Source organism: Citrobacter amalonaticus Y19, from assembly GCF_000981805.1.
GTDB lineage: Bacteria > Pseudomonadota > Gammaproteobacteria > Enterobacterales > Enterobacteriaceae > Citrobacter_A > Citrobacter_A amalonaticus_C.
Genome location: NZ_CP011132.1, coordinates 1 through 23,873 on the forward strand (window position 1 = coordinate 1; position 23,873 = coordinate 23,873).

Annotated in this window: 22 protein-coding genes and 1 other annotated feature; of the genes, 16 read left to right on the plus strand and 6 right to left on the minus strand. The window is 54.2% G+C overall.

The genetic code is table 11. The annotated features are described in order from the left end of the window. Nucleotides 1-165 precede the first annotated feature (165 nt). The 5 genes from thrL to F384_RS00020 all read left to right on the plus strand — a co-directional run bounded on the left by thrL (nt 166) and on the right by F384_RS00020 (nt 5,496). Nucleotides 166-231 (plus strand): thr operon leader peptide, encoded by a 66-nt coding sequence (thrL, locus tag F384_RS28320; protein ID WP_032337689.1) that lies wholly within the window; start codon nt 166-168, stop codon nt 229-231. Continuing rightward, nucleotides 167-286: a sequence feature (Thr leader region), on the plus strand. Its footprint overlaps the gene before it by 65 nt. A 25-nt stretch (nt 287-311) precedes the next feature. After that, a complete protein-coding gene (gene thrA, locus F384_RS00005; protein ID WP_046475209.1) occupies nt 312-2,774 on the plus strand; it encodes a bifunctional aspartate kinase/homoserine dehydrogenase I in 2,463 nt (820 codons plus the stop codon). A 1-nt stretch (nt 2,775) separates the two neighbouring features. Next, entirely contained in the window at nt 2,776-3,705 is a 930-nt protein-coding gene (gene thrB / locus F384_RS00010) for a homoserine kinase (RefSeq protein ID WP_046475212.1), read from the plus strand. Nucleotides 3,706-3,708: 3 nt separating this feature from the next. Then, nucleotides 3,709-4,995, plus strand: coding sequence for a threonine synthase (thrC, locus tag F384_RS00015; protein ID WP_046475214.1), 1,287 nt, complete (start codon nt 3,709-3,711; stop codon nt 4,993-4,995). Nucleotides 4,996-5,196: 201 nt separating this feature from the next. Then, on the plus strand, nt 5,197-5,496 hold the full coding sequence (locus tag F384_RS00020; protein WP_046475215.1) for a DUF2502 domain-containing protein: 300 nt from the start codon (nt 5,197-5,199) through the stop codon (nt 5,494-5,496). 38 nt (nt 5,497-5,534) lie between these two features. On the opposite strand, the gene yaaA is transcribed toward F384_RS00020, so the two are convergent. Together yaaA and F384_RS00030 are read right to left on the minus strand one after the other, a co-directional pair. Then, on the minus strand, nt 5,535-6,308 hold the full coding sequence (gene yaaA / locus F384_RS00025; RefSeq protein ID WP_046475218.1) for a peroxide stress protein YaaA: 774 nt from the start codon (nt 6,306-6,308) through the stop codon (nt 5,535-5,537). A 69-nt stretch (nt 6,309-6,377) separates the two neighbouring features. Next, nucleotides 6,378-7,808: an alanine/glycine:cation symporter family protein gene (locus tag F384_RS00030; protein WP_046475221.1), complete on the minus strand. Its 1,431-nt coding sequence runs from the start codon at nt 7,806-7,808 to the stop codon at nt 6,378-6,380. 285 nt (nt 7,809-8,093) lie between these two features. Here F384_RS00030 and tal point away from each other — a divergent pair, with 285 nt between their 5' ends. The 3 genes from tal to F384_RS00050 all read left to right on the plus strand — a co-directional run bounded on the left by tal (nt 8,094) and on the right by F384_RS00050 (nt 11,186). Next, on the plus strand, nt 8,094-9,047 hold the full coding sequence (gene tal / locus F384_RS00040; RefSeq protein WP_046475226.1) for a transaldolase: 954 nt from the start codon (nt 8,094-8,096) through the stop codon (nt 9,045-9,047). A gap of 120 nt (nt 9,048-9,167) precedes the next feature. Then, on the plus strand, nt 9,168-9,755 hold the full coding sequence (gene mog / locus F384_RS00045; RefSeq protein ID WP_046475230.1) for a molybdopterin adenylyltransferase: 588 nt from the start codon (nt 9,168-9,170) through the stop codon (nt 9,753-9,755). Nucleotides 9,756-9,878: 123 nt separating this feature from the next. Continuing rightward, on the plus strand, nt 9,879-11,186 hold the full coding sequence (locus F384_RS00050; RefSeq protein WP_046475233.1) for an MFS transporter: 1,308 nt from the start codon (nt 9,879-9,881) through the stop codon (nt 11,184-11,186). Between the two features lie 34 nt (nt 11,187-11,220). On the opposite strand, the gene satP is transcribed toward F384_RS00050, so the two are convergent. From satP to F384_RS00065, 3 genes are all read right to left on the minus strand, one after another. Then, complete coding sequence (satP, locus tag F384_RS00055; RefSeq protein WP_046475236.1) at nt 11,221-11,787, minus strand: acetate uptake transporter; 567 nt, start codon at nt 11,785-11,787, stop codon at nt 11,221-11,223. 150 nt (nt 11,788-11,937) lie between these two features. After that, nucleotides 11,938-12,651, minus strand: a complete 714-nt coding sequence (gene msyB / locus F384_RS00060; protein WP_046475239.1) for an acidic protein MsyB — start codon at nt 12,649-12,651, stop codon at nt 11,938-11,940. 40 nt (nt 12,652-12,691) lie between these two features. Continuing rightward, nucleotides 12,692-13,096, minus strand: coding sequence for a DUF2541 family protein (locus F384_RS00065; RefSeq protein WP_046475242.1), 405 nt, complete (start codon nt 13,094-13,096; stop codon nt 12,692-12,694). Between the two features lie 378 nt (nt 13,097-13,474). Here F384_RS00065 and dnaK point away from each other — a divergent pair, with 378 nt between their 5' ends. From dnaK to nhaR, 4 genes are all read left to right on the plus strand, one after another. Beyond that, nucleotides 13,475-15,391, plus strand: a complete 1,917-nt coding sequence (gene dnaK, locus F384_RS00070) for a molecular chaperone DnaK (RefSeq protein WP_046475244.1) — start codon at nt 13,475-13,477, stop codon at nt 15,389-15,391. An 84-nt stretch (nt 15,392-15,475) separates the two neighbouring features. Then, nucleotides 15,476-16,609, plus strand: coding sequence for a molecular chaperone DnaJ (gene dnaJ, locus F384_RS00075; protein ID WP_046475247.1), 1,134 nt, complete (start codon nt 15,476-15,478; stop codon nt 16,607-16,609). Nucleotides 16,610-16,781: 172 nt separating this feature from the next. Then, a complete protein-coding gene (gene nhaA / locus F384_RS00080; RefSeq protein ID WP_046475249.1) occupies nt 16,782-17,948 on the plus strand; it encodes a Na+/H+ antiporter NhaA in 1,167 nt (388 codons plus the stop codon). 65 nt (nt 17,949-18,013) lie between these two features. Continuing rightward, a complete protein-coding gene (gene nhaR / locus F384_RS00085; RefSeq protein WP_046475251.1) occupies nt 18,014-18,913 on the plus strand; it encodes a transcriptional activator NhaR in 900 nt (299 codons plus the stop codon). Between the two features lie 60 nt (nt 18,914-18,973). Here nhaR and rpsT read toward each other — a convergent pair whose 3' ends face one another. Then, the gene (rpsT, locus tag F384_RS00090; RefSeq protein ID WP_003018940.1) at nt 18,974-19,237 is read right to left on the minus strand and encodes a 30S ribosomal protein S20; all 264 of its coding nucleotides are present in this window, start codon (nt 19,235-19,237) and stop codon (nt 18,974-18,976) included. Between the two features lie 124 nt (nt 19,238-19,361). On the opposite strand from rpsT, the gene F384_RS30270 reads away from it, so the two are divergent. The 4 genes from F384_RS30270 to lspA are packed head-to-tail and all read left to right on the plus strand — an operon-like array spanning nt 19,362 to nt 23,853. After that, nucleotides 19,362-19,559 carry a DUF2575 family protein gene (locus F384_RS30270; RefSeq protein ID WP_052746862.1) on the plus strand — a complete coding sequence of 66 codons (198 nt, stop codon included), beginning with the start codon at nt 19,362-19,364 and terminating at the stop codon, nt 19,557-19,559. Nucleotides 19,560-19,566: 7 nt separating this feature from the next. Beyond that, nucleotides 19,567-20,505: a bifunctional riboflavin kinase/FAD synthetase gene (ribF, locus tag F384_RS00095; RefSeq protein WP_046475284.1), complete on the plus strand. Its 939-nt coding sequence runs from the start codon at nt 19,567-19,569 to the stop codon at nt 20,503-20,505. A gap of 34 nt (nt 20,506-20,539) precedes the next feature. Then, on the plus strand, nt 20,540-23,356 hold the full coding sequence (gene ileS / locus F384_RS00100; RefSeq protein WP_046475287.1) for an isoleucine--tRNA ligase: 2,817 nt from the start codon (nt 20,540-20,542) through the stop codon (nt 23,354-23,356). Then, a complete protein-coding gene (lspA, locus tag F384_RS00105; RefSeq protein WP_046475289.1) occupies nt 23,356-23,853 on the plus strand; it encodes a signal peptidase II in 498 nt (165 codons plus the stop codon). Before ileS ends, lspA begins: the two co-directional genes overlap by 1 nt. Nucleotides 23,854-23,873: the final 20 nt, after the last annotated feature.

Consider the following 23,873-nt stretch of genomic DNA (forward strand, 5'->3'; position numbering starts at 1 on the left):
GGATGTTCCTGCTGTATTGGTTGAAAATAAACCCTTCGCCAGCAGCACATGAACAAGTTTCGTCAGGTGAGTAAATCAAATATTTATTGACTTAGGTCACCAGATACTTTAACCAATATAGACATACAGCACAGACAGATAAAAATTACAGAGTACACAACATCCATGAAACGCATCAGCATCACCATTACCACAACCATCACCATTACCACAGGTAACGGTGCGGGCTGACGCGTACAGGAAACACAGAAAAAAGCCCGCACCGAACAGTGCGGGCTTTTTTTTCGACCAAAGGTAACGAGGTAACAACCATGCGAGTGTTGAAGTTCGGCGGTACATCAGTGGCAAATGCAGAACGTTTTCTGCGGGTTGCCGATATTCTGGAGAGCAATGCCAGGCAGGGGCAGGTAGCGACCGTTCTTTCTGCCCCCGCTAAAATTACCAACCATCTGGTGGCGATGATTGAAAAAACCATCGGAGGTCAGGACGCATTGCCCAATATCAGCGATGCCGAACGTATTTTCGCCGAACTGTTGACTGGACTCGCCGACGCCCAGCCGGGCTTTCCGCTGGCGCAACTGAAAGTGTTTGTTGAGCAGGAATTTGCCCAAATCAAGCATGTGCTGCATGGGATCAGCCTGCTCGGACAGTGCCCGGACAGCATTAACGCCGCGCTCATCTGCCGTGGCGAAAAGATGTCGATCGCCATCATGGCGGGGTTACTGGAAGCACGCGGCCACCACGTTACCGTTATTGATCCGGTCGAAAAACTGCTGGCGGTGGGACACTATCTTGAATCCACTGTCGATATTGCCGAATCGACTCGTCGCATCGCCGCCGGACGTATTCCCGCTGACCACATGGTGCTGATGGCCGGTTTCACCGCCGGTAATGAGAAAGGCGAACTGGTGGTGCTGGGGCGTAACGGTTCTGATTACTCAGCTGCGGTTCTGGCTGCCTGCTTACGTGCCGACTGCTGTGAGATCTGGACGGATGTCGACGGTGTTTATACCTGCGACCCGCGTCAGGTGCCTGATGCCAGGTTACTGAAGTCGATGTCTTATCAGGAAGCGATGGAGCTCTCCTATTTCGGCGCGAAAGTGCTACACCCTCGTACCATTACCCCCATCGCACAGTTCCAGATCCCTTGCCTCATCAAAAATACCGGTAACCCGCAGGCGGCAGGCACGCTGATCGGCGCCAGTCGCGATGAAGACGATCTGCCGGTGAAGGGGATTTCAAACCTCAACAATATGGCGATGTTCAACGTCTCCGGTCCTGGTATGAAAGGGATGGTGGGGATGGCGGCGCGTGTGTTTGCGGTGATGTCCCGCGCGGGAATTTCCGTCGTACTGATTACCCAGTCTTCTTCTGAGTACAGCATCAGCTTTTGTGTGCCACAGGCAGACTGTGCCCGTGCACAGCGCGCCTTGCAGGATGAGTTCTACCTCGAGCTGAAAGAGGGCGTACTGGAACCCCTGGCGGTGACTGAGCGGCTGGCGATTATCTCCGTCGTCGGGGATGGCATGCGGACGCTGCGCGGTATCTCGGCGAAATTCTTTGCCGCACTGGCGCGCGCCAATATCAATATCGTGGCGATTGCGCAGGGTTCTTCCGAGCGTTCTATTTCAGTGGTGGTTAACAATGACGACGCCACGACAGGCGTACGCGTCACCCATCAGATGCTGTTCAATACCGATCAGGTAATTGAAGTGTTTGTCATTGGCGTGGGTGGGGTAGGCGGTGCGTTGCTGGAGCAGCTTAAGCGTCAGCAAACCTGGCTGAAGAAAAAACATATCGACCTGCGCGTGTGCGGCGTGGCGAACTCCAGAGCGCTGTTGACCCATGTGCATGGCCTGAATCTTGAGAACTGGCAGGCCGAGCTGGCTGAAGCGAAAGAGCCGTTCAATCTGGGGCGCTTAATTCGCCTGGTGAAGGAATATCATCTGCTGAACCCGGTGATTGTTGACTGTACCTCCAGTCAGGCGGTGGCCGATCAATACGCTGATTTCCTGCGCGAAGGCTTCCACGTGGTCACGCCGAACAAAAAGGCGAATACCTCGTCGATGGATTACTACCATCAGTTGCGTTTCGCTGCCGCGAAATCACGGCGTAAATTCCTCTATGACACCAACGTGGGTGCCGGTCTGCCGGTGATCGAAAACCTGCAAAACCTGTTGAACGCGGGCGATGAGTTACTGAAATTCTCCGGCATTCTGTCTGGTTCACTGTCGTTTATTTTCGGTAAGCTCGACGAAGGCATGAGCCTTTCTGAAGCGACCCGCATCGCGCGTGAAATGGGCTATACCGAGCCAGACCCGCGTGACGATCTTTCCGGAATGGATGTGGCGCGTAAGCTGCTGATCCTTGCCCGTGAAACCGGACGCGAGCTGGAGTTGTCTGACATCGTCATTGAACCGGTGTTGCCGAAAGCATTTGATGACTCCGGCGACGTTGACGCGTTCATGGCGAATCTGTCGCAGCTTGACGACGCGTTCGCCGCTCGCGTGGCAAAAGCCCGTGATGAGGGCAAAGTATTGCGCTATGTTGGCAACATCGAAGAAGACGGCGTGTGTCGAGTGAAAATTTCTGAAGTGGACGGTAACGATCCGTTGTACAAAGTGAAAAACGGCGAAAATGCGCTGGCTTTCTACAGCCACTACTATCAGCCGCTGCCGTTGGTTCTGCGCGGTTATGGCGCGGGCAACGACGTCACGGCGGCAGGGGTATTTGCTGACCTGTTGCGCACCCTCTCATGGAAGCTAGGAGTTTAACATGGTTAAAGTTTATGCCCCGGCTTCCAGTGCCAATATGAGCGTTGGATTTGATGTGCTCGGGGCGGCAGTGACCCCCGTTGATGGCGCATTGCTGGGCGACGTGGTAACGGTCGAGGCGGCGGACAGTTTCAGTCTGAACAATCTGGGTCGCTTTGCTGACAAACTGCCGTCAGAACCGCGTGAAAATATTGTCTACCAGTGCTGGGAGCGTTTTTGTCAGGAGTTGGGTAAGCAAATTCCGGTGACGATGACGCTGGAAAAAAATATGCCGATCGGCTCCGGATTAGGCTCCAGCGCCTGCTCGGTGGTGGCGGCGCTGGTGGCGATGAATGAGCACTGCGGTAAGCCGCTGAATGATACGCGCCTGCTGGTGATTATGGGGGAGCTGGAAGGGCGTATCTCCGGCAGCATTCATTACGATAACGTCGCGCCGTGCTTCCTCGGCGGTATGCAATTGATGATCGAAGAAAACGGCATTATCAGTCAGCAGGTGCCAGGCTTTGATGAGTGGCTGTGGGTGCTGGCCTATCCAGGCATTAAGGTCTCCACCGCAGAAGCGCGGGCTATTTTACCCGCACAATATCGTCGCCAGGATTGCATTGCCCACGGGCGACACCTGGCCGGGTTTATTCACGCCTGCTATTCCCGCCAGCCAGGGCTTGCGGCGAAACTGATGAAGGATGTGATTGCCGAACCGTATCGCGAGCGTCTGCTGCCTGGTTTTGCCCAGGCGCGTCAGGCCGTCGCCGAAATTGGCGCGCTGGCGAGCGGGATTTCCGGTTCAGGGCCGACGCTGTTTGCGCTCTGCGATAAAATGGATACGGCGCAGCGCGTGGCGGACTGGCTGGGCAGTCACTACCTGCAAAATCAGGAAGGCTTTGTTCATATTTGCCGGCTGGATACGGCGGGCGCACGAGTACTGGGATAATTGATGAAACTCTACAATCTTAAAGATCACAACGAGCAGGTTAGTTTTGCGCAGGCCGTCACGCAGGGGCTGGGCAAAAATCAGGGGCTGTTTTTCCCGCACGATCTGCCGGAATTCAACCTGACAGAAGTTGATGAGATGCTGAACCAGGACTTCGTCAGCCGCAGCGCGAAGATCCTGTCCGCGTTTATCGGCGATGAAATCCCGCAAGAGATCCTCGAAGCGCGCGTGCGCGCTGCCTTTGCTTTTCCGGCACCGGTTGCCCAGGTGGAGGGTGATGTCGGCTGTCTGGAGCTGTTCCACGGTCCGACGCTGGCGTTTAAAGATTTCGGCGGGCGTTTTATGGCGCAGATGCTGACCCACATCAGCGGCGACAAACCGGTGACCATTCTGACGGCAACCTCCGGTGATACCGGCGCGGCTGTGGCGCATGCGTTTTATGGTCTGCCGAACGTGCGCGTGGTGATCCTCTATCCGAACGGCAAAATCAGTCCGTTGCAGGAAAAACTGTTCTGTACGCTGGGCGGCAACATTGAAACCGTCGCCATCGACGGTGATTTTGATGCCTGCCAGGCGCTGGTCAAACAGGCGTTTGATGATGAAGAGCTGAAAGTGGCGCTGGGACTGAACTCGGCTAACTCCATCAATATCAGCCGTCTGCTGGCGCAGATTTGTTACTACTTTGAAGCTGTTGCGCAATTGCCGCAGGAAGCGCGGAATCAACTGGTTGTTTCTGTTCCAAGCGGCAACTTTGGCGACCTGACGGCGGGCTTGCTGGCGAAATCCCTCGGCCTGCCGGTGAAACGTTTTATCGCCGCCACTAACGTTAACGACACGGTGCCACGCTTCCTGCGGGAGGGACAGTGGGCGCCAAAAGCGACCCAGGCAACGTTGTCCAACGCGATGGACGTGAGTCAGCCGAACAACTGGCCGCGCGTAGAGGAACTGTTCCGCCGTAAAATCTGGCGTCTGAATGAGCTCGGTTACGCTGCTGTGGATGATGAAACTACCCAGGACACGATGCGTGAACTGAAAGCGAAGGGCTACACCTCTGAGCCGCATGCGGCAGTGGCGTACCGCGCTCTGCGTGACCAGCTCAATCCGGGCGAGTACGGCCTGTTCCTCGGCACCGCGCACCCGGCGAAGTTTAAAGAGAGCGTAGAAGCTATCCTGAACGAAACGCTGGATCTGCCGAAAGAACTGGCGGATCGTGCGGATCTGCCGCTGCTTTCGCAACATCTGCCGGCAGATTTCGCTGCTCTGCGTAAGCTGATGATGACGCGCAGTTAAGTTTGTCATCGTTTTGAACAAGCCGGGGATACCCGGCTTTTTTATGGAGAAAATAAGGAGAAATTACGCAGAGAAAAAGCAGAAATTCCCAATAAATGCGGACACTTAGAGATTAGGATTGCGGAGAATAACAACTCACGTTCCCATCACGTAATCTCCTTTCATCGACCCGAAACGGGCAATGACAGAAAGGAGTTCCTCATGAACAAACTGAAACCTGTGCTTCTGGCGCTCTCCATGATGCTGGTGACTCCACTTGCCGTGCAGGCGGCTGAAATCACCCTGGTTCCTGCCGTTACATTACAGATTGGCGATCGCGATAATCACGGTAACTACTGGGATGGCGGAAGCTGGCGCGACCATGGCTGGTGGAATAAACACTATGAATGGCGCGGAAATCGCTGGCAGTCGCACGGACCGCGTCCGCAACCGCACTATGATAAACACGATGACCGTCGTCATGACGATCATCGTCCAGGTCCTGGCGGGAAACACCATTAATGCGGATGCCGGGCAGACGCGCGTCTCCCGGCAGAGTATTACTGCTCGTGACGCTTAAACACCAATTCGCCATTCCCGGAGGCGGCGTCATCAAAGAAGTAACCTTCGCTGTTGAAGTCGGTGAGCTGTTCGGGCTTCGTCAGACGGTTTTCAATGATGTAGCGGCTCATCAGGCCGCGCGCCTTTTTAGCGTAGAAACTGATGACTTTGAACGTGCCGTTTTTCTCGTCGAGGAAGACGGGTTTGATTAGCTCAGCGTTCAGTTTCTTCGGCTTTACGGATCGGAAGTATTCATCTGATGCAAGGTTAATCACCACCTGGTCGCCCTGTGCGGCGAGCGCTTCATTGAGCTTATCCGTGATGATATCGCCCCAGAATTGATACAGATCCTTTCCTTTCGCGTTCTCCAGACGAATGCCCATTTCCAGACGATAAGGTTGCATCAGATCCAGCGGGCGCAGCACGCCGTACAGACCTGAGAGCATACGCAAATGCTGCTGGGCAAAATCGAAATCGGCTTCGCTGAAGGTGTCGGCCTGTAATCCGGTATAGACGTCACCTTTGAAGGCCAGAATAGCCTGGCGCGCGTTTTCCGGCGTGAAGTTCGGCTGCCAGTCGTGAAAACGGGTGGCGTTCAGGTCAGCGAGCTTATCGCTGATGTGCATCAGTTTACCGATCTGCGGGGCTGAGAGTTGGCGCGCCACATGGATCAGTTGCTGGGAGTGGTCCAGCAACTCAGGCAGCGTATGGCGCGTTGTCGCCAGCGGGCTCTGGTAGTCGAGCGTTTTTGCAGGTGAAATCAAAATCAGCATATCCAGTCCTTGCAGGAAATTTACTGCGACTGTAGCAAAAAACACGGCTGAGTTGATCGATAGTTGCGATTAGTCTCGCGGTATGTCGTCCCAGGCATCTGGCGCCAGTTGCTGTTCAATATCCGGATAGCGCAGCGGATCAAAGACCGGACGAACCCCCAGTTTTCGCTGACGCAAGTAGTCGCTGGCCAGGGTATGCACCACCGGAGAGAGCAGCAATATTGCCGTCAGGTTAGTGATCGCCATGCAGGCCATGATGATATCTGCCAACTGCCATAGCAGCGGGAAGCTGAGCAACGTTCCGGCCACCACCGTTGAGCAGGTGGCAATACGTAAAATCCAGATGGTGCGCTTATTATCCAGGTTCAAAAAGTACAGGTTGTTTTCCGCATAGATGTAGTTGACCACAATGGAGCTGAAGGCAAAAAGAATCACGATAACCGCGACGAACGCAGCCCCCCAGTCACCGACCAGCACATTCATTGCTTTCTGCACCAGTTGGATCCCTTCCATTGGCGCATAGGTCGTGCCGTTGCCCGCCAGTAAAACCAGCATCGCCGTTGCACTACAGACGACCAGCGTATCGATAAAAATACCGATCATCTGCACAATCCCCTGCGCCGCAGGGTGCGGCGGCCAGGATGATGCGGCGGCAGCGGCGTTAGGCGTTGAGCCCATCCCGGCTTCATTGGAAAACATACTGCGTTGAAAACCGCTGGTGATCGCCTGGCTCAGCGTATATCCCGCGACGCCGCCCGCGGCTTCTTGCCAGCCAAATGCGCTTTTGACGATAGAAATGATGATGTCAGGCAACTGACCGATGTTGATCAGACAAACCACCAGGCTGGTGACCACCCACATCAGCGCCATCACCGGGACGAACCACTGCATCATCCGTGCCACGCCCTTGATCCCCCGAACAATGACCAGCAGGGCGGCTATCGCCATGACAATACCGGTGGCGATCGGCGGGAAATCAAACGCGAATTTGAGGGCGCGGGACACGGAGTTGGCCTGCACGCTGTTGAACACCAGTCCGTAGGCGATCAGCAAAAAGATGGCGAATAACACGCCCATCCAGCGCATGCCTAACCCACGCGCCATATACCAGGCGGGGCCACCGCGAAACTGACCGTGTCGATCGCGCTCTTTGTAGAGCTGTGCAAGGGCGCATTCGGCAAACGAGGTCGCCATACCAATGATGGCGGCGACCCACATCCAGAACACTGCGCCAGGTCCGCCTGCGGTAATGGCCAGCGCCACGCCCGCCAGGTTGCCGCTACCGATACGGGCGGCAAGGCTGGTACAGAGTGACTGAAACGACGTTAACCCTCCCGGCTGCGGGTTAATGCTGTTTTTCAGGCTTCTGCCAAACTGGCGGATATAGCGAAATTGTACGAAGCCTGTGCGCCAGGTAAACCAACACCCTGCCCCGAAGAGCAGGTAGATCATCACCGATCCCCATAGCACATCATTAATAAACGCGAAAAAATCAGGCATTAACATCCCTCTTGTTGCTGCCGGTACGCTGTAACAACCCTGTGTAAGCGTTACCAATTGTCAAATAGTATATACGCTGCCGGGCAATTGATAGCGACCTCGTAGTATACATGAGGTTGAGCGCCTGAATGGCGTGCCACATCAAGGCCGGGCCCAGAAATTGTCCACAGGTGCCCTCAAGGGGGATTAGCGCATTGTCTGCGGTTGCGCTGTCACTACGTCGTGTTATCATCAGGGCAGACCGGTTACATCCCCCTAACAAGCTGTTTAAAGAGAAACACTATCATGACGGACAAATTGACCTCCCTTCGTCAGTTCACCACCGTGGTGGCCGACACCGGAGATATCGCGGCAATGAAGCTGTATCAGCCGCAGGATGCCACAACCAACCCTTCTCTCATTCTTAACGCAGCACAGATCCCGGAATATCGTAAGCTGATTGATGACGCTGTTGCCTGGGCTAAGCAGCAGAGCAGCGACCGCGCGCAGCAGATTGTTGACGCAACCGACAAACTGGCAGTGAACATCGGTCTGGAGATCCTGAAACTGGTCCCGGGTCGTATCTCCACTGAAGTGGATGCTCGTCTGTCCTACGACACCGACGCATCTATCGCCAAAGCGAAACGCATCATCAAACTGTACAACGATGCAGGCATCAGCAACGATCGCATTCTGATCAAACTGGCTTCAACCTGGCAGGGCATCCGCGCGGCAGAGCAACTGGAAAAAGAAGGCATCAACTGTAACCTGACGCTGCTGTTCTCCTTCGCGCAGGCGCGCGCTTGTGCTGAAGCGGGCGTGTTCCTGATCTCCCCGTTCGTGGGTCGTATTCTTGACTGGTATAAATCCAATACCGACAAGAAAGAGTATGCTCCGGCTGAAGATCCGGGTGTGGTTTCCGTAACGGAGATCTACGAATACTACAAACAGCACGGCTACGAGACGGTTGTGATGGGCGCAAGCTTCCGTAACATCGGCGAAATCCTTGAGCTGGCTGGCTGTGACCGCCTGACCATCGCACCGGCACTACTGAAAGAACTGGCGGAAAGCGAAGGGGCTATCGAGCGTAAACTGTCCTTCTCTGGCGAAGTGAAAGCGCGCCCGGAACGCATCACTGAAGCTGAGTTCCTGTGGCAGCACAACCAGGATCCAATGGCGGTAGACAAACTGGCGGACGGTATCCGTAAGTTTGCTGTCGACCAGGAAAAACTGGAGAAAATGATCGGCGACCTGCTGTAATCATTTTTGCCCAATGTAGCGTGGTCGGTACGCCGGTCACGCTACCTCTTCTGAACCCTGTCTGTCCTTCCCTTCGCAGTGTATCATTCTGTTTAACGAGACTGTCTAAACGGAATAATCATGAACACCTTACGTATTGGCTTAGTTTCCATTTCTGACCGCGCCTCCAGCGGCGTCTATCAGGATAAAGGCATCCCTGCGCTGGAAGAGTGGCTATCGACGGCGCTGACCACCCCATTCGAGGTGCTGACGCGCTTGATTCCTGACGAACAGGCCATCATCGAGCAAACGTTATGTGAGCTGGTGGACGAGATGAGTTGCCATCTGGTGCTGACCACCGGGGGCACCGGTCCTGCACGTCGTGATGTCACGCCGGATGCCACCCTCGCGGTCGCCGATCGTCAGATGCCTGGCTTTGGCGAACAGATGCGGCAGATTAGTCTGCACTTTGTGCCGACGGCGATTTTGTCACGCCAGGTTGGGGTTATCCGCAAGCAGGCGTTAATCCTCAACTTACCGGGACAGCCAAAATCCATCAAAGAGACCCTGGAAGGGGTGAAGGATGCCGAAGGCAAGGTCGTGGTGGCGGGTATCTTCGCAAGTGTACCGTATTGTATACAGCTTCTTGAAGGGCCGTATGTGGAAACTGCACCGGAAATCGTAGCATCTTTTCGCCCGAAAAGCGCAAGGCGTGAAACAAACGCCTGAAGTTAGTCTTTTCGTAAGATAAGCGGCGGTGAAAGTGGCGTGTTGATTTGTTTACGATATAGTAAGTTTTGCTTTACAGATATCTTTCATAACATCCAACGTTCCACTGACTTATGGTTCGCTATGCCACAACATACACGCCCCCTGAATCGCCAGGATTATAAAACGCTGACGCTGGCCGCCCTTGGCGGTGCGCTTGAGTTTTACGATTTCATTATCTTCGTCTTTTTCGCAGCCGTAGTGGGGGAGTTGTTTTTCCCCGCCGATATTCCCGAATGGCTACGTCAGGTACAAACCTTCGGCATCTTCGCTGCCGGATATCTGGCGCGTCCGTTAGGCGGCATCATCATGGCGCATTTTGGCGATCTGGTCGGGCGCAAAAAGATGTTCACCCTGAGCATTCTGCTGATGGCGGTGCCAACGCTGGCGATTGGTTTGCTGCCAACTTACGCCTCTATGGGGATTGTCGCGCCGTTATTGTTGCTGCTGATGCGTATTTTGCAGGGGGCGGCGATTGGCGGTGAAGTTCCGGGCGCATGGGTGTTTGTGGCCGAGCACGTTCCCGAACGTCGTATCGGTATTGCCTGCGGAACGCTAACGGCGGGTCTGACGGTGGGGATCCTGCTGGGTTCCGTGGTGGCCACTCAGGTTAATACCCTTTTGACGCAACAGGCCGTACATGACTATGGCTGGCGAATTCCGTTCCTGTTGGGCGGGGTTTTTGGTCTGGTGGCGATGTATTTACGCCGTTGGTTACAGGAAACACCGGTTTTTCTGGAGATGCAACAGCGTAAGAGGCTGGCGCAGGAACTGCCGGTGAAGTCGGTCGTGGTTAAACACCAGAAGGCGGTGGTGATCTCCATGCTTCTGACCTGGCTGCTTTCCGCAGGGATTGTGGTGGTGATTTTAATGTCGCCAGTCTGGCTGCAAAAGCAATACGGCCTGGCCCCGGCTCTGACGTTGCAGGCAAACAGCGTGGCGACCATTATGCTCTGCGTGGGTTGCCTGTTGGCAGGCTTCATCGTCGACCGTGTAGGCGCCAGCAAAACCTTTATTGTTGGCAGCATATTATTGGCCTGTTCGAGCGGGTTGTTCTATCACCTGTCGGGCACACATCCGCAACACTTATTTCTGCTCTATGGGTTGGTGGGCCTGTGCGTAGGAGTGGTGGGCGCGGTGCCATACGTGATGGTGCGCGCGTTTCCTGCGGAAGTCCGCTTTACCGGCATTTCATTTTCCTACAATGTCTCTTACGCCATTTTCGGTGGGCTGACGCCGATTGCCGTCACGCTGCTGATGAGCGTCTCGCCGATGGCACCGGCATGGTATGTGCTGGCGTTGTCGCTGGTGGGATTGGGACTGGGAATCTGGCTGCGACAGGATATGTATTATCGCGATACGGAAATGCAGGCTGAGCTACAACAGCCGTAATAATGATCCCCCCTTAACGGGGGGATACTGACGATCAGTGTTTTTCGCCAATCGGCAGAATGGTACGACCGAACTGTTCGTTCAGCACTTCACCCATCGCCAGATAAATGGCGCTGGCACCACACACTAAGCCAACCCAACCAGCAAAGTGGATCACCGCTTCGTTACCCGCGATGTTACCCACGGCCAGCAGAGCGAACAGAACGGTCAGGCTCAGGAAGACGAACTGCAAGGCGCGTGCGCCTGTCAGCGTGCCAAAGAACATGAACAGGGTGAATACGCCCCACAGACCCAGGTAGGCACCGAGGAACTGCGCATTAGGCGCTTCTGTCAGACCCATTTTCGGCATCAGCAGGATCGCAACCAGCGTCAGCCAGAACGAGCCGTAAGAGGTGAATGCAGTCAGACCGAAGGTGTTCCCTTTCTTGTATTCCAGCAGGCCGGCAAAAATTTGCGCGATACCGCCGTAGAAAATTCCCATCGCGAGAATAATACCGTCAAGGGCGAAGAAACCCGCGTTATGCAGGTTAAGCAGAATGGTGGTCATGCCGAAGCCCATCAGGCCCAGCGGTGCCGGGTTAGCCAACTTAGTGTTGCCCATAAATCCTCAAAATCATCATTAATTGAATGGTGAAATAGTTATCCCCGCTAAAACATGACACCGTTCGGGGCGCGGCATAATAATCAGGAGAAAAGGGGCTGTCTATGATCTGAGAAGGGGAAAATGGATTATTTTCCCCTGTGACCGATATCACGCTCTTGTCGCGTTGATCATCCGGCGCAAACAGGCGATTTGCAGTACGGCCGGGATCGTGACGCGATAGGCGCTGCCGCTTACCGCTTTCACGCCGTTTAGCGCTGCGCCCACCGGGCCGCCGAGACCTGCGCCACGCAGCAAACCATGACCCAGTACGCTCATTGCGGCATGGGTGCGCAGAATACGGGTAAGCTGACCAGAAAGGAGGTGTGAAACCCCTTTTGCCAACTGGCGATCTTTCAGGAGGAGCGGCAGCAACTCTTCAAGCTCAGTGACTTTTGCATTGACAGCTTGCAGGAACACCTGCCGTTGCTCCGCGTCCATCTTTTTCCATGTGTTGCGTAGAAAATGCTCCAGTAACTGTTGCTCGATGTCGAAAGTGGACATCTCTTTATCCGCCTTGAGCGACAACCGACTGGAAACATCGAGCAAAATGGTACGATACCGCTTTCCGTGTCCCCGTAGCTTATTGACGATGCTATCGCCACCGAAATGCTGAAACTCGCCAGCAATTAGTTGCCAGTTCTGACGGTGCTGCTCCGGGTGTCCTTCCATCGCTTTAAACCGTTCGCTGTGATTTAACACGCTCGACAGACGAGTTTTCCCTTTTTCATTATGCGTCAGCAAGCGGGTAAATTCGGCCAGTTGCTCTTCGCTACAATGCTGAAGAAAATCCAAATCCTCGTCATTTAAATAAGTGACATTCATCTTAGGTTCAACTTTTGCAATTTTTCAGAAAAACAGCGGGTTAGTCGTCGCCGATAATTTTCAACGTCGCCATATCAGAAGAGTTCACCGTGTGACCTGAGAAGGTGATTTTTGATACGCAGCGTTTATTGTCGTTATCGCTATTGATGTTCATCCACTCAGTGGTCTGCCCTTCTTTAATTAAGTGCGGAACATTCAGGCTCTGGTTGGCGCTGCGTGATGCTTTGAAATAGACAGAGGCGCCGCTGAGCTGAACGTCGCCGTGATCGCTGGTTAATTGAATCCGTTTGACCGGGCGGCAGACGGGAATTTTCAGCGCCAGATCGTTGGTTTCATTACGGGGCATTGCAATGACCCCCAATACTTTGTGGTCGTTAGCCTGAGCGCTTGTGGTGAACAGAACGCCCACAAGCAAGCTGGCGGAGATCGTCAGAACAGATTTCATGGTCTTTCTCTTTTAGAGGGTCAGCAAAATGATCTTTATCTTACCCCTCTCTTTGTACTGATCCATGCCGTAATCTTTTCTTTTTATTACAATTTTCATGTGAATTGTTGCTTTGTTTTCATGGTTTCAGTGAATATTTTCGCCCATGAAAACGCTGTCGCTGGTCAGCTAACCCGGCTTTAATGGCCTTTTATTACGCTGGGAATAAATATTTTTTTTTCATTCCCCCCTTGATGAAGTGGGTTGCGACCCCACTTAGTAGTCAACCGCAGTGGTGAGTCTGAAAAAAAACGAATCAGGGTAGTTGAAACCGCACGTTTCGCCCTTATTACAGACTCACAACCACATGTTGACCGAATTTTTAGTGGAGACGTTTAGATGGGTAAAATTATTGGTATCGACCTGGGTACTACCAACTCTTGTGTAGCGATTATGGATGGCACCACCGCACGCGTGCTGGAGAACGCCGAGGGCGATCGCACCACGCCTTCTATCATTGCTTATACCCAGGATGGTGAAACTCTGGTTGGTCAGCCGGCTAAACGTCAGGCAGTGACAAACCCGCAAAACACCCTGTTTGCGATTAAACGCCTGATTGGCCGCCGCTTCCAGGACGAAGAAGTACAGCGTGATGAAGCCATCATGCCGTACAAAATCATCGGTGCTGACAACGGTGATGCATGGATTGATGTAAAAGGTCAGAAAATGGCACCGCCGCAGATCTCTGCTGAAGTGCTGAAGAAAATGAAGAAAACGGCGGAAGATTACCTGGGCGAACCGGTAACTGAAGCGGTTATCACTGTACCTGCTTACTTCAACGATGCTCAGCGTCAGGCAACCAAAGATGCCGGTCGTATCGCAGGTCTGGAAGTCAAACGTATCATCAACGAACCGACTGCCGCAGCGCTGGCTTACGGCCTGGATAAAGAAGTCGGTAACCGTACTATCGCGGTCTATGACCTCGGTGGCGGTACGTTCGATATCTCTATTATCGAAATCGACGAAGTTGACGGCGAAAAAACCTTCGAAGTTCTGGCGACCAACGGTGATACTCACCTGGGTGGTGAAGACTTCGACAGCCGTATGATCAACTATCTGGTTGACGAATTTAAGAAAGATCAGGGCATTGACCTGCGTAACGATCCGCTGGCCATGCAGCGCCTGAAAGAAGCAGCAGAAAAAGCGAAAATTGAGCTTTCTTCTGCACAGCAGACCGACGTGAATCTGCCGTACATCACTGCAGATGCGACCGGTCCGAAACACATGAACATCAAAGTGACTCGCGCGAAACTGGAAAGCCTGGTCGAAGATCTGGTGAACCGTTCCATCGAGCCGCTGAAAGTCGCTCTGCAGGACGCTGGCCTGTCGGTATCTGATATCAACGACGTTATCCTCGTTGGTGGTCAGACGCGTATGCCAATGGTGCAGAAGAAAGTGGCTGAGTTCTTTGGTAAAGAACCGCGTAAAGACGTGAACCCGGACGAAGCCGTGGCGATTGGTGCTGCTGTCCAGGGCGGTGTATTGACCGGTGATGTGAAAGACGTACTGCTGCTGGACGTTACCCCGCTGTCTCTGGGTATCGAAACCATGGGCGGTGTGATGACTGCACTGATCAACAAAAACACCACTATCCCGACCAAGCACAGCCAGGTGTTCTCTACCGCAGAAGACAACCAGTCTGCGGTCACCATCCATGTGCTGCAGGGTGAACGTAAACGTGCGTCTGATAACAAATCTCTGGGTCAGTTCAACCTGGATGGGATCAGCCCGGCGCCGCGCGGCATGCCGCAGATCGAAGTGACCTTCGATATCGATGCTGACGGTATCCTGCACGTTTCCGCGAAAGACAAAAATAGCGGTAAAGAGCAGAAGATCACCATCAAGGCGTCTTCTGGCCTGAATGAAGAAGAAATTCAGAAAATGGTTCGCGAAGCCGAAGCGAATGCTGAGTCTGACCGTAAGTTTGAAGAGCTGGTTCAGACCCGCAACCAGGGCGACCATCTGCTGCACAGCACGCGTAAGCAGGTTGAAGAAGCTGGCGAGCAGTTACCGGCTGACGACAAAACGGCCATCGAGTCTGCGCTGACCGCACTGGAGACGGCGCTGAAAGGCGAAGACAAAGCGGCCATCGAAGCGAAGATGCAGGAGCTGGCGCAGGTTTCCCAGAAACTGATGGAAATCGCTCAGCAGCAGCATGCACAGCAGCAGGCGGGCTCCGCTGACGCTTCTGCAAACAACGCGAAAGATGATGATGTTGTCGACGCTGAGTTTGAAGAAGTGAAAGACAAAAAATAATCGCCCTTTGAACGGGTAATTACTGGCACGGGCGAAGAGGTTTCCTCTCCGCCCGTGCACGCATGTTAAGGGCAGAAAAAAGAGATGGCTAAGCAAGACTATTACGAGATTTTAGGCGTTTCCAAATCAGCGGAAGAGCGTGAAATCAAAAAGGCCTACAAGCGCCTGGCCATGAAATTTCACCCGGACCGTAACCAGGGTGATAAAGAGGCCGAAGCCAAGTTTAAAGAGATCAAAGAAGCGTATGAAGTCCTGACCGACTCGCAGAAACGCGCTGCTTATGACCAGTACGGTCACGCCGCGTTTGAGCAAGGCGGGATGGGCGGCGGCGGCGGTTTTGGCGGCGGCGCTGACTTCAGCGATATCTTTGGTGACGTTTTTGGCGATATCTTTGGCGGTGGTCGGGGTCGTCAACGTGCTGCGCGTGGGGCCGATTTACGTTACAACATGGATCTCACCCTGGAAGAAGCCGTACGTGGCGTGACCAAAGAGATCCGCATTCCGACGCTGGAAGAGTGTGATGTTTGCCACGGCAGTGGCGCGAAAGCGGGGACTCAGCCGCAGACCTGTCCGACCTGTCATGGTTCCGGTCAGGTGCAGATGCGCCAGGGCTTCTTCGCGGTTCAGCAAACCTGTCCGCACTGTCAGGGACGCGGTACGCTGATCAAAGATCCGTGCCATAAGTGTCACGGTCATGGTCGCGTCGAGAAGAGCAAAACGCTGTCGGTTAAAATCCCGGCAGGCGTGGATACCGGTGACCGCATTCGTCTCTCTGGCGAAGGTGAAGCCGGCGAGCACGGCGCACCGGCAGGGGATTTGTACGTTCAGGTTCAGGTAAAACAGCACCCAATTTTCGAACGTGAAGGTAACAACCTGTACTGTGAAGTGCCGATCAACTTTGCGATGGCAGCACTCGGCGGCGAGATTGAAGTTCCGACGCTGGATGGCCGCGTGAAGCTGAAAGTCCCCAGCGAAACGCAGACCGGAAAACTGTTCCGTATGCGTGGCAAAGGCGTGAAGTCGGTTCGCGGCGGCGCGCAGGGCGATTTGCTGTGCCGTGTCGTGGTCGAAACGCCGGTCGGTCTGAACGAGAAACAGAAGCAACTGCTCAAAGATCTGCAGGAAAGCTTTGGCGGCCCAACCGGTGAAAAGAACAGCCCGCGCTCCAAGAGTTTCTTTGACGGCGTGAAAAAGTTCTTTGATGATTTGACCCGTTAATCACGTCTGCCGTATCGGCCAAAAGCCTGGGATTGCGAAATCTCAGGCTTTTTTTATGTCTCTATAACTCGAAAAAACCGATCGTTCTATCACAGATAATCTGATTTTAACGATTATTCATGCGAAGTATGATAGTAATTACGAAGTATTCACCCAATAGAGAGAATAAAAAGTGAAACATCTGCATCGTTTCTTTAGCAGTGATGCCTCTGGGGGCATCATTCTTATCATCGCCGCCGTGCTGGCTATGCTGATGGCCAATATGGGTGTAACCAGTGGATGGTATCGCGACTTTCTCGAGACGCCAGTCCAACTGCGCGTTGGCGCGCTTGAGATCAATAAAAACATGTTGCTGTGGATCAACGACGCCCTGATGGCGGTGTTTTTCCTGCTGATTGGCCTTGAGGTCAAACGCGAGTTGATGCAGGGTTCTCTGGCGAGTCTGCGACAAGCGGCTTTCCCGGTGATTGCCGCCATCGGCGGAATGATTGTTCCGGCGCTGCTGTATCTGGCATTCAACTATGCCGATCCTATCACCCGCGAAGGCTGGGCGATCCCGGCCGCCACGGATATCGCATTTGCCCTGGGCGTGCTGGCCCTGCTCGGCAGTCGGGTGCCGCTGGCGTTGAAAATTTTTCTGATGGCGCTGGCGATCATTGATGACCTGGGCGCGATCATTATCATCGCCGTCTTCTACACCCACGATCTGTCGATGGTGTCATTGGCGGTGGCGGCATTTGCGATTGCGATTCTGGCGCTCCTTAATCTGTGCGGCGTCCGGCGCACGGGGGTATACATCCTCGTCGGGGTGGTACTGTGGACCGCCGTGCTGAAATCTGGCGTTCATGCGACGCTGGCGGGCGTGATCGTCGGCTTCTTCATTCCGCTGAAAGAGAAGTACGGGCGTTCTCCGGCGAAGCGTCTGGAACACGTTCTGCATCCGTGGGTGGCGTATCTGATCCTGCCGCTGTTTGCCTTCGCCAATGCGGGCGTTTCGTTGCAGGGCGTGACAATGGACGGGCTGACCTCCATCCTGCCGCTGGGCATCATTGCGGGCCTGCTGGTGGGTAAGCCGCTGGGTATCAGCCTGTTCTGCTGGCTGGCGCTGCGTCTGAAGCTGGCGCAACTGCCGGAGGGAACCTCGTTCCCGCAAATCATGGCGGTCGGCATCCTGTGCGGCATTGGCTTTACGATGTCGATCTTTATCGCCAGCCTGGCCTTTGGCAGCGTGGATCCGGAGCTGATTAACTGGGCGAAGCTGGGGATCCTGATTGGCTCCTTGCTGTCGGCAGTGATTGGCTACAGCTTGCTGCGCGCACGTTTACGCCCGTCAGTCTGATCGGGGCGAGTTAGCTGGGGAGCCGCTTCCGGCTCCCCCTTTGTGACATTTATCAGAGAGAGTGTATGTCCCACATTAATTACAACCATCTCTATTACTTCTGGCACGTCTATAAAGAGGGATCCGTGGTCGGTGCGGCGGAGGCGCTCTATTTAACGCCGCAAACCATCACCGGGCAGATTAAAGCGCTTGAGGAACGCCTGCAGGGTAAACTCTTCAAGCGTAAGGGGCGCGGTCTGGAGCCCAGTGAGCTTGGCGAACTGGTTTTTCGCTATGCGGATAAAATGTTTACCCTAAGCCAGGAGATGCTGGATATCGTGAACTACCGCAAAGAGTCCAATCTGTTATTTGACGTAGGCGTGGCGGATGCGCTGTCGAAACGACTGGTCAGCAACGTACTGGATGCCGCCGTCGTTGAAGATGAACAGATCCACCTGCGCTGTTTTGAATCGACCCACGAGATGCTGCTGGAGCAACTCAGCCAGCATAAGCTGGACATGATTATCTCAGACTGCCCGATTGACTCAACGCAGCAGGAAGGGCTGTTTTCGGTGAAGATTGGCGAATGTAGCGTGAGCTTCTGGTGTACCCAGCCGTTACCGGAAAAACCCTTCCCGGCCTGCCTGGAAGAACGACGGTTGCTGATTCCCGGACGGCGTTCGATGTTAGGCCGCAAGTTGCTGAACTGGATCAATTCCCAGGGGCTGAAGATTGAGATTCTGGGGGAGTTTGACGACGCCGCATTGATGAAAGCCTTTGGCGCGACGCACAATGCGATTTTCGTGGCCCCAACGCTTTATGCGCATGACTTTTACGCGGACGATTCGGTGGTAGAAATTGGTCGCGTGGAGAATGTGATGGAGGAATATCATGCCATCTTTGCCGAGAGGATGATTCAGCATCCAGCGGTACAGCGTATCTGCAATACGAACTATTCGGCGTTATTTACGCCCCAGAACAAATAGTCCAGACATAAAAAAACCCGCTTGCGCGGGTTTCTTCACAAAGCAACAATCAACAGGCGATTAAGCCAGTTTGTTGATCTGTGCAGTCAGGTTAGCTTTATGACGTGCAGCTTTGTTTTTGTGGATCAGACCTTTAGCAGCCTGACGGTCCACGATTGGTTGCATTTCGTTAAATGCTTTCAGTGCAGTAGCTTTGTCGCCAGCTTCGATAGCTGCGTATACTTTCTTGATGAAAGTACGCATCATAGAGCGACGGCTTGCGTTGTGCTTACGAGCCTTTTCAGACTGAACGGCGCGCTTCTTAGCTGATTTGATATTAGCCAAGGTCCAACTCCCAAATGTGTTCTATATGGACAATTCAAAGGCCGAGGAATATGCCCTTTTAGCCTTCTTTTGTCAATGGATTTGTGCAAATAAGCGCCGTTAATCTAGCGACGCTACGTTACGTATTGATGGCGCAGGATTCTACCAGCTTGCGGGCTGTGAATACAGCTTTTCAGCGATAAAAATTGAATTGCTTTGTCAGTTTGTGGTCGGTATTTGCCTCAGGGTAATGAAATCCATCTGCTTTCTGTTTCGCCACATCAATCGCCGGTTAACCTTGACCGCCGTACAAGGTATACTTTGGCGATTTTCACTGTTTTGAGCCAGACATGAAGCTGATACGCGGCATACATAATCTCAGTCAGGCCCCGCATGGGTGTGTGCTGACTATTGGTAATTTCGACGGCGTACATCGTGGTCATCGTGCGCTGCTGCAAGGTTTGCAGGAAGAAGGGCGCAGGCGTGGCTTACCGGTGATGGTGATGATTTTTGAACCACAGCCGCTTGAACTGTTTGCGACAGATAAAGCCCCTGCGCGGCTGACCCGCCTGCGTGAAAAATTGCGTTATCTCGCGCAATGCGGCGTCGACTACGTGCTGTGCGTGCGATTTGATCGCCGTTTTGCTGCCCTCACGGCGCAGACCTTTATCAGCGAATTGCTGGTGAATCGTCTTGGCGTGCAATTTCTCGCGGTGGGGGATGATTTCCGCTTTGGCGCTGGTCGCGAAGGCGATTTCTTGTTATTACAGAAGGCCGGTGTGGAATATGGTTTCGATATCACCAGCACCCAAACCTTCTGCGAAGGTGGCGTTCGTATCAGCAGTACCGCCGTGCGTCAGGCGCTGGCAGAAGACAATCTGGTCCTCGCCGAAAGCCTGCTGGGCCATCCGTTTACCATCTCTGGTCGCGTCGTGCACGGTGATGAACTTGGGCGCACCATTGGTTTCCCGACGGCGAATTTACCGCTGCGTCGTCAGGTTTCCCCGGTAAAAGGGGTCTATGCGGTGGAAGTGATGGGGCTTGGCGAGACGCCGTTGCCCGGCGTGGCGAACATCGGGACCCGCCCGACGGTTTCGGGCGTGCGCCAGCAACTGGAAGTGCATTTGCTGGATGTTGCAATGGACCTCTATGGTCGCCATATAGATGTTGTACTGCGTAAAAAAATACGCAATGAACAGCGATTTGCCTCGCTGGATGAACTCAAAGCGCAGATTGCGCGAGATGAATTAACTGCCCGTGATTTTTTTGGGCTAACAAAACCGGCTTAAATGCCTGGGTAATCAATACGGAACCGAGAATCTGATGAGTGACTTTAAATCAACCCTGAATTTGCCGGAAACAGGGTTCCCGATGCGCGGCGATCTCGCCAAACGCGAACCGGGAATGCTGGCGCGTTGGACTGATGATGACCTGTACGGCATCATTCGTGCGGCCAAAAAAGGCAAAAAAACCTTCATTCTGCATGATGGCCCTCCTTATGCGAATGGCAGCATTCATATTGGTCACTCGGTTAACAAGATTCTGAAAGACATTATCGTGAAGTCCAAAGGACTCGCGGGATATGACTCGCCTTACGTTCCGGGTTGGGACTGTCACGGTCTGCCGATCGAGCTGAAAGTGGAGCAGGAGTTCGGTAAGCCGGGCGAAAAATTTACCGCAGCGGAGTTCCGTGCGAAGTGCCGTGAATACGCCGCAACCCAGGTTGACGGTCAGCGTAAAGACTTTATTCGTCTGGGTGTGCTCGGCGACTGGTCTCATCCGTATCTGACGATGGACTTCAAAACGGAAGCCAACATCATCCGTGCGCTGGGTAAAATCATCGGCAATGGTCACCTGCATAAAGGCGCGAAGCCTGTGCACTGGTGCGTAGACTGCCGTTCTGCGCTGGCTGAAGCGGAAGTGGAATACTACGACAAAACCTCTCCGTCCATCGACGTGGCGTTTGTTGCTGCGGATCAGGATGCGGTGAAGGCGAAATTTGGCGTGACGAATGCCAATGGCCCAATCTCGCTGGTGATCTGGACCACCACGCCGTGGACGCTGCCGGCAAACCGCGCGATCTCCATTGCGCCTGACTTTGATTATGCGCTGGTACAGATCGACGGCCAGGCAGTGATCCTGGCGAAAGATCTGGTTGAAAGCGTGATGCAACGCATCGGCGTGACGGACTACACCGTTCTCGCAACCGTAAAAGGCGCGGAGCTTGAGCTGCTGCGCTTTACTCATCCGTTTATGGGCTTCGACGTTCCGGCGATCCTTGGCGATCACGTGACGCTGGATGCTGGTACCGGTGCAGTACATACCGCGCCGGGTCATGGTCCGGATGACTATGTTATCGGCCAGAAATACGGTCTGGAAGTCGCTAACCCCGTGGGGCCGGACGGCGCTTATCTGCCGGGCACCTGGCCGACGCTGGACGGTGTGAACGTCTTTAAAGCCAACGATCTTATCGTTGAACTGTTGCGTGAAAAAGGCGCGCTGCTGCATGTTGAGAAAATGCAGCACAGCTATCCATGCTGCTGGCGCCACAAATCGCCGATCATCTTCCGTGCGACCCCACAGTGGTTCGTCAGCATGGATCAGAAAGGTCTGCGCGCACAGTCTCTGAAAGAGATCAAAGGCGTGCAGTGGATCCCGGACTGGGGTCAGGCACGTATCGAATCGATGGTTGCGAACCGTCCTGACTGGTGTATCTCCCGTCAGCGTACCTGGGGCGTGCCGATGTCTCTGTTCGTTCACAAAGACACGGAAGAGCTGCACCCACGCGCCATCGAACTGATGGAAGAAGTGGCGAAGCGTGTTGAAGTTGACGGTATTCAGGCCTGGTGGGATCTCGACCCGAAAGATATCCTGGGTGATGAGGCCGATCAGTACGTGAAAGTGCCGGATACCCTGGACGTCTGGTTTGACTCAGGGTCAACCCACGCCTCCGTCGTGGATGTGCGTCCGGAGTTCGCCGGTCATGCCGCGGATATGTATCTGGAAGGCTCCGATCAGCACCGTGGCTGGTTCATGTCTTCTTTGATGATTTCCACCGCGATGAAAGGCAAAGCGCCGTATCGCCAGGTACTGACGCACGGCTTTACCGTTGATGGTCAGGGCCGCAAAATGTCCAAGTCCATCGGTAACACCGTTTCGCCGCAGGATGTGATGAACAAACTGGGCGCCGACATTCTGCGTCTGTGGGTGGCATCAACTGACTACACCGGTGAAATGGCCGTTTCGGATGAGATCCTCAAACGTGCTGCCGACAGCTATCGTCGTATTCGTAACACCGCGCGCTTCCTGCTGGCGAACCTGAACGGGTTTGATCCGGTAAAAGACATGGTGAAACCGGAAGAGATGGTGGTACTGGACAGATGGGCGGTCGGCTGCGCGAAAGCGGCTCAGGAAGATATCCTGAAAGCGTACGAATCCTATGATTTCCACGAAGTGGTGCAGCGCCTGATGCGTTTCTGCTCCGTTGAAATGGGCTCGTTCTATCTCGACATCATCAAAGACCGTCAGTACACCGCGAAAGCGGACAGCGTGGCGCGTCGCAGCTGCCAGAGCGCGCTGTACCATATCGCGGAAGCGCTGGTACGCTGGATGGCACCGATCATGTCCTTCACCGCAGATGAAATCTGGGGCTACCTGCCGGGCTCCCGTGAGAAGTATGTTTTCACCGGCGAGTGGTACGAAGGTTTGTTCGGTCTGGCGGATAGCGAAGCGATGAACGATGACTTCTGGGACGAGCTGCTGAAAGTGCGCGGCGAAGTGAACAAAGTTATCGAACAAGCGCGTGCGGATAAGAAAGTGGGCGGTTCTCTGGAAGCGGCAGTGACCCTGTACGCGGAACCTGAACTGGCTGCCAAACTGACCGCGCTGGGCGACGAATTACGATTTGTCCTGTTGACCTCCGGGGCGAAAGTCGCTGACTATGCCGGGGCTTCTGCTGACGCGCAGCAGAGCGAAGTGCTCAAAGGGCTGAAGATCGCCCTGAGCAAAGCCGAAGGTGATAAGTGCCCGCGTTGCTGGCATTACACGACGGATGTCGGCAAGGTAGCGGAACACGCAGAAATCTGCGGTCGCTGTGTCAGCAACATCGCCGGTGACGGCGAAAAACGTAAGTTTGCCTGATGAGTAAGCCTCTTTGTTCAACAGGGCTACGCTGGCTGTGGCTGGTGGTAGTCGTGCTGATTATCGATTTGGGCAGCAAGTACCTGATCCTCCAGAATTTTGCTCTGGGGGATACGGTGCCGCTGTTCCCGTCGCTTAATCTGCATTATGCGCGTAACTATGGCGCGGCGTTCAGCTTCCTCGCCGATAGCGGCGGCTGGCAGCGCTGGTTCTTTGCCGGTATTGCGATCGGTATCTGTGTCATTCTGGCGGTGATGATGTACCGCTCCAGAGCGACGCAGAAGCTGAATAACATCGCGTATGCGTTAATCATTGGCGGTGCGCTGGGGAACCTGTTCGACCGCCTGTGGCATGGCTTCGTTGTCGATATGATCGATTTCTACGTCGGGGACTGGCATTTTGCTACGTTTAACCTCGCCGACAGTGCGATTTGTGTCGGTGCGGCGTTGATTGTGCTGGAAGGTTTTTTACCCTCCAGAGAGAAAAAAGCCGCATAACCATTGCCGGGCGGCGGCGT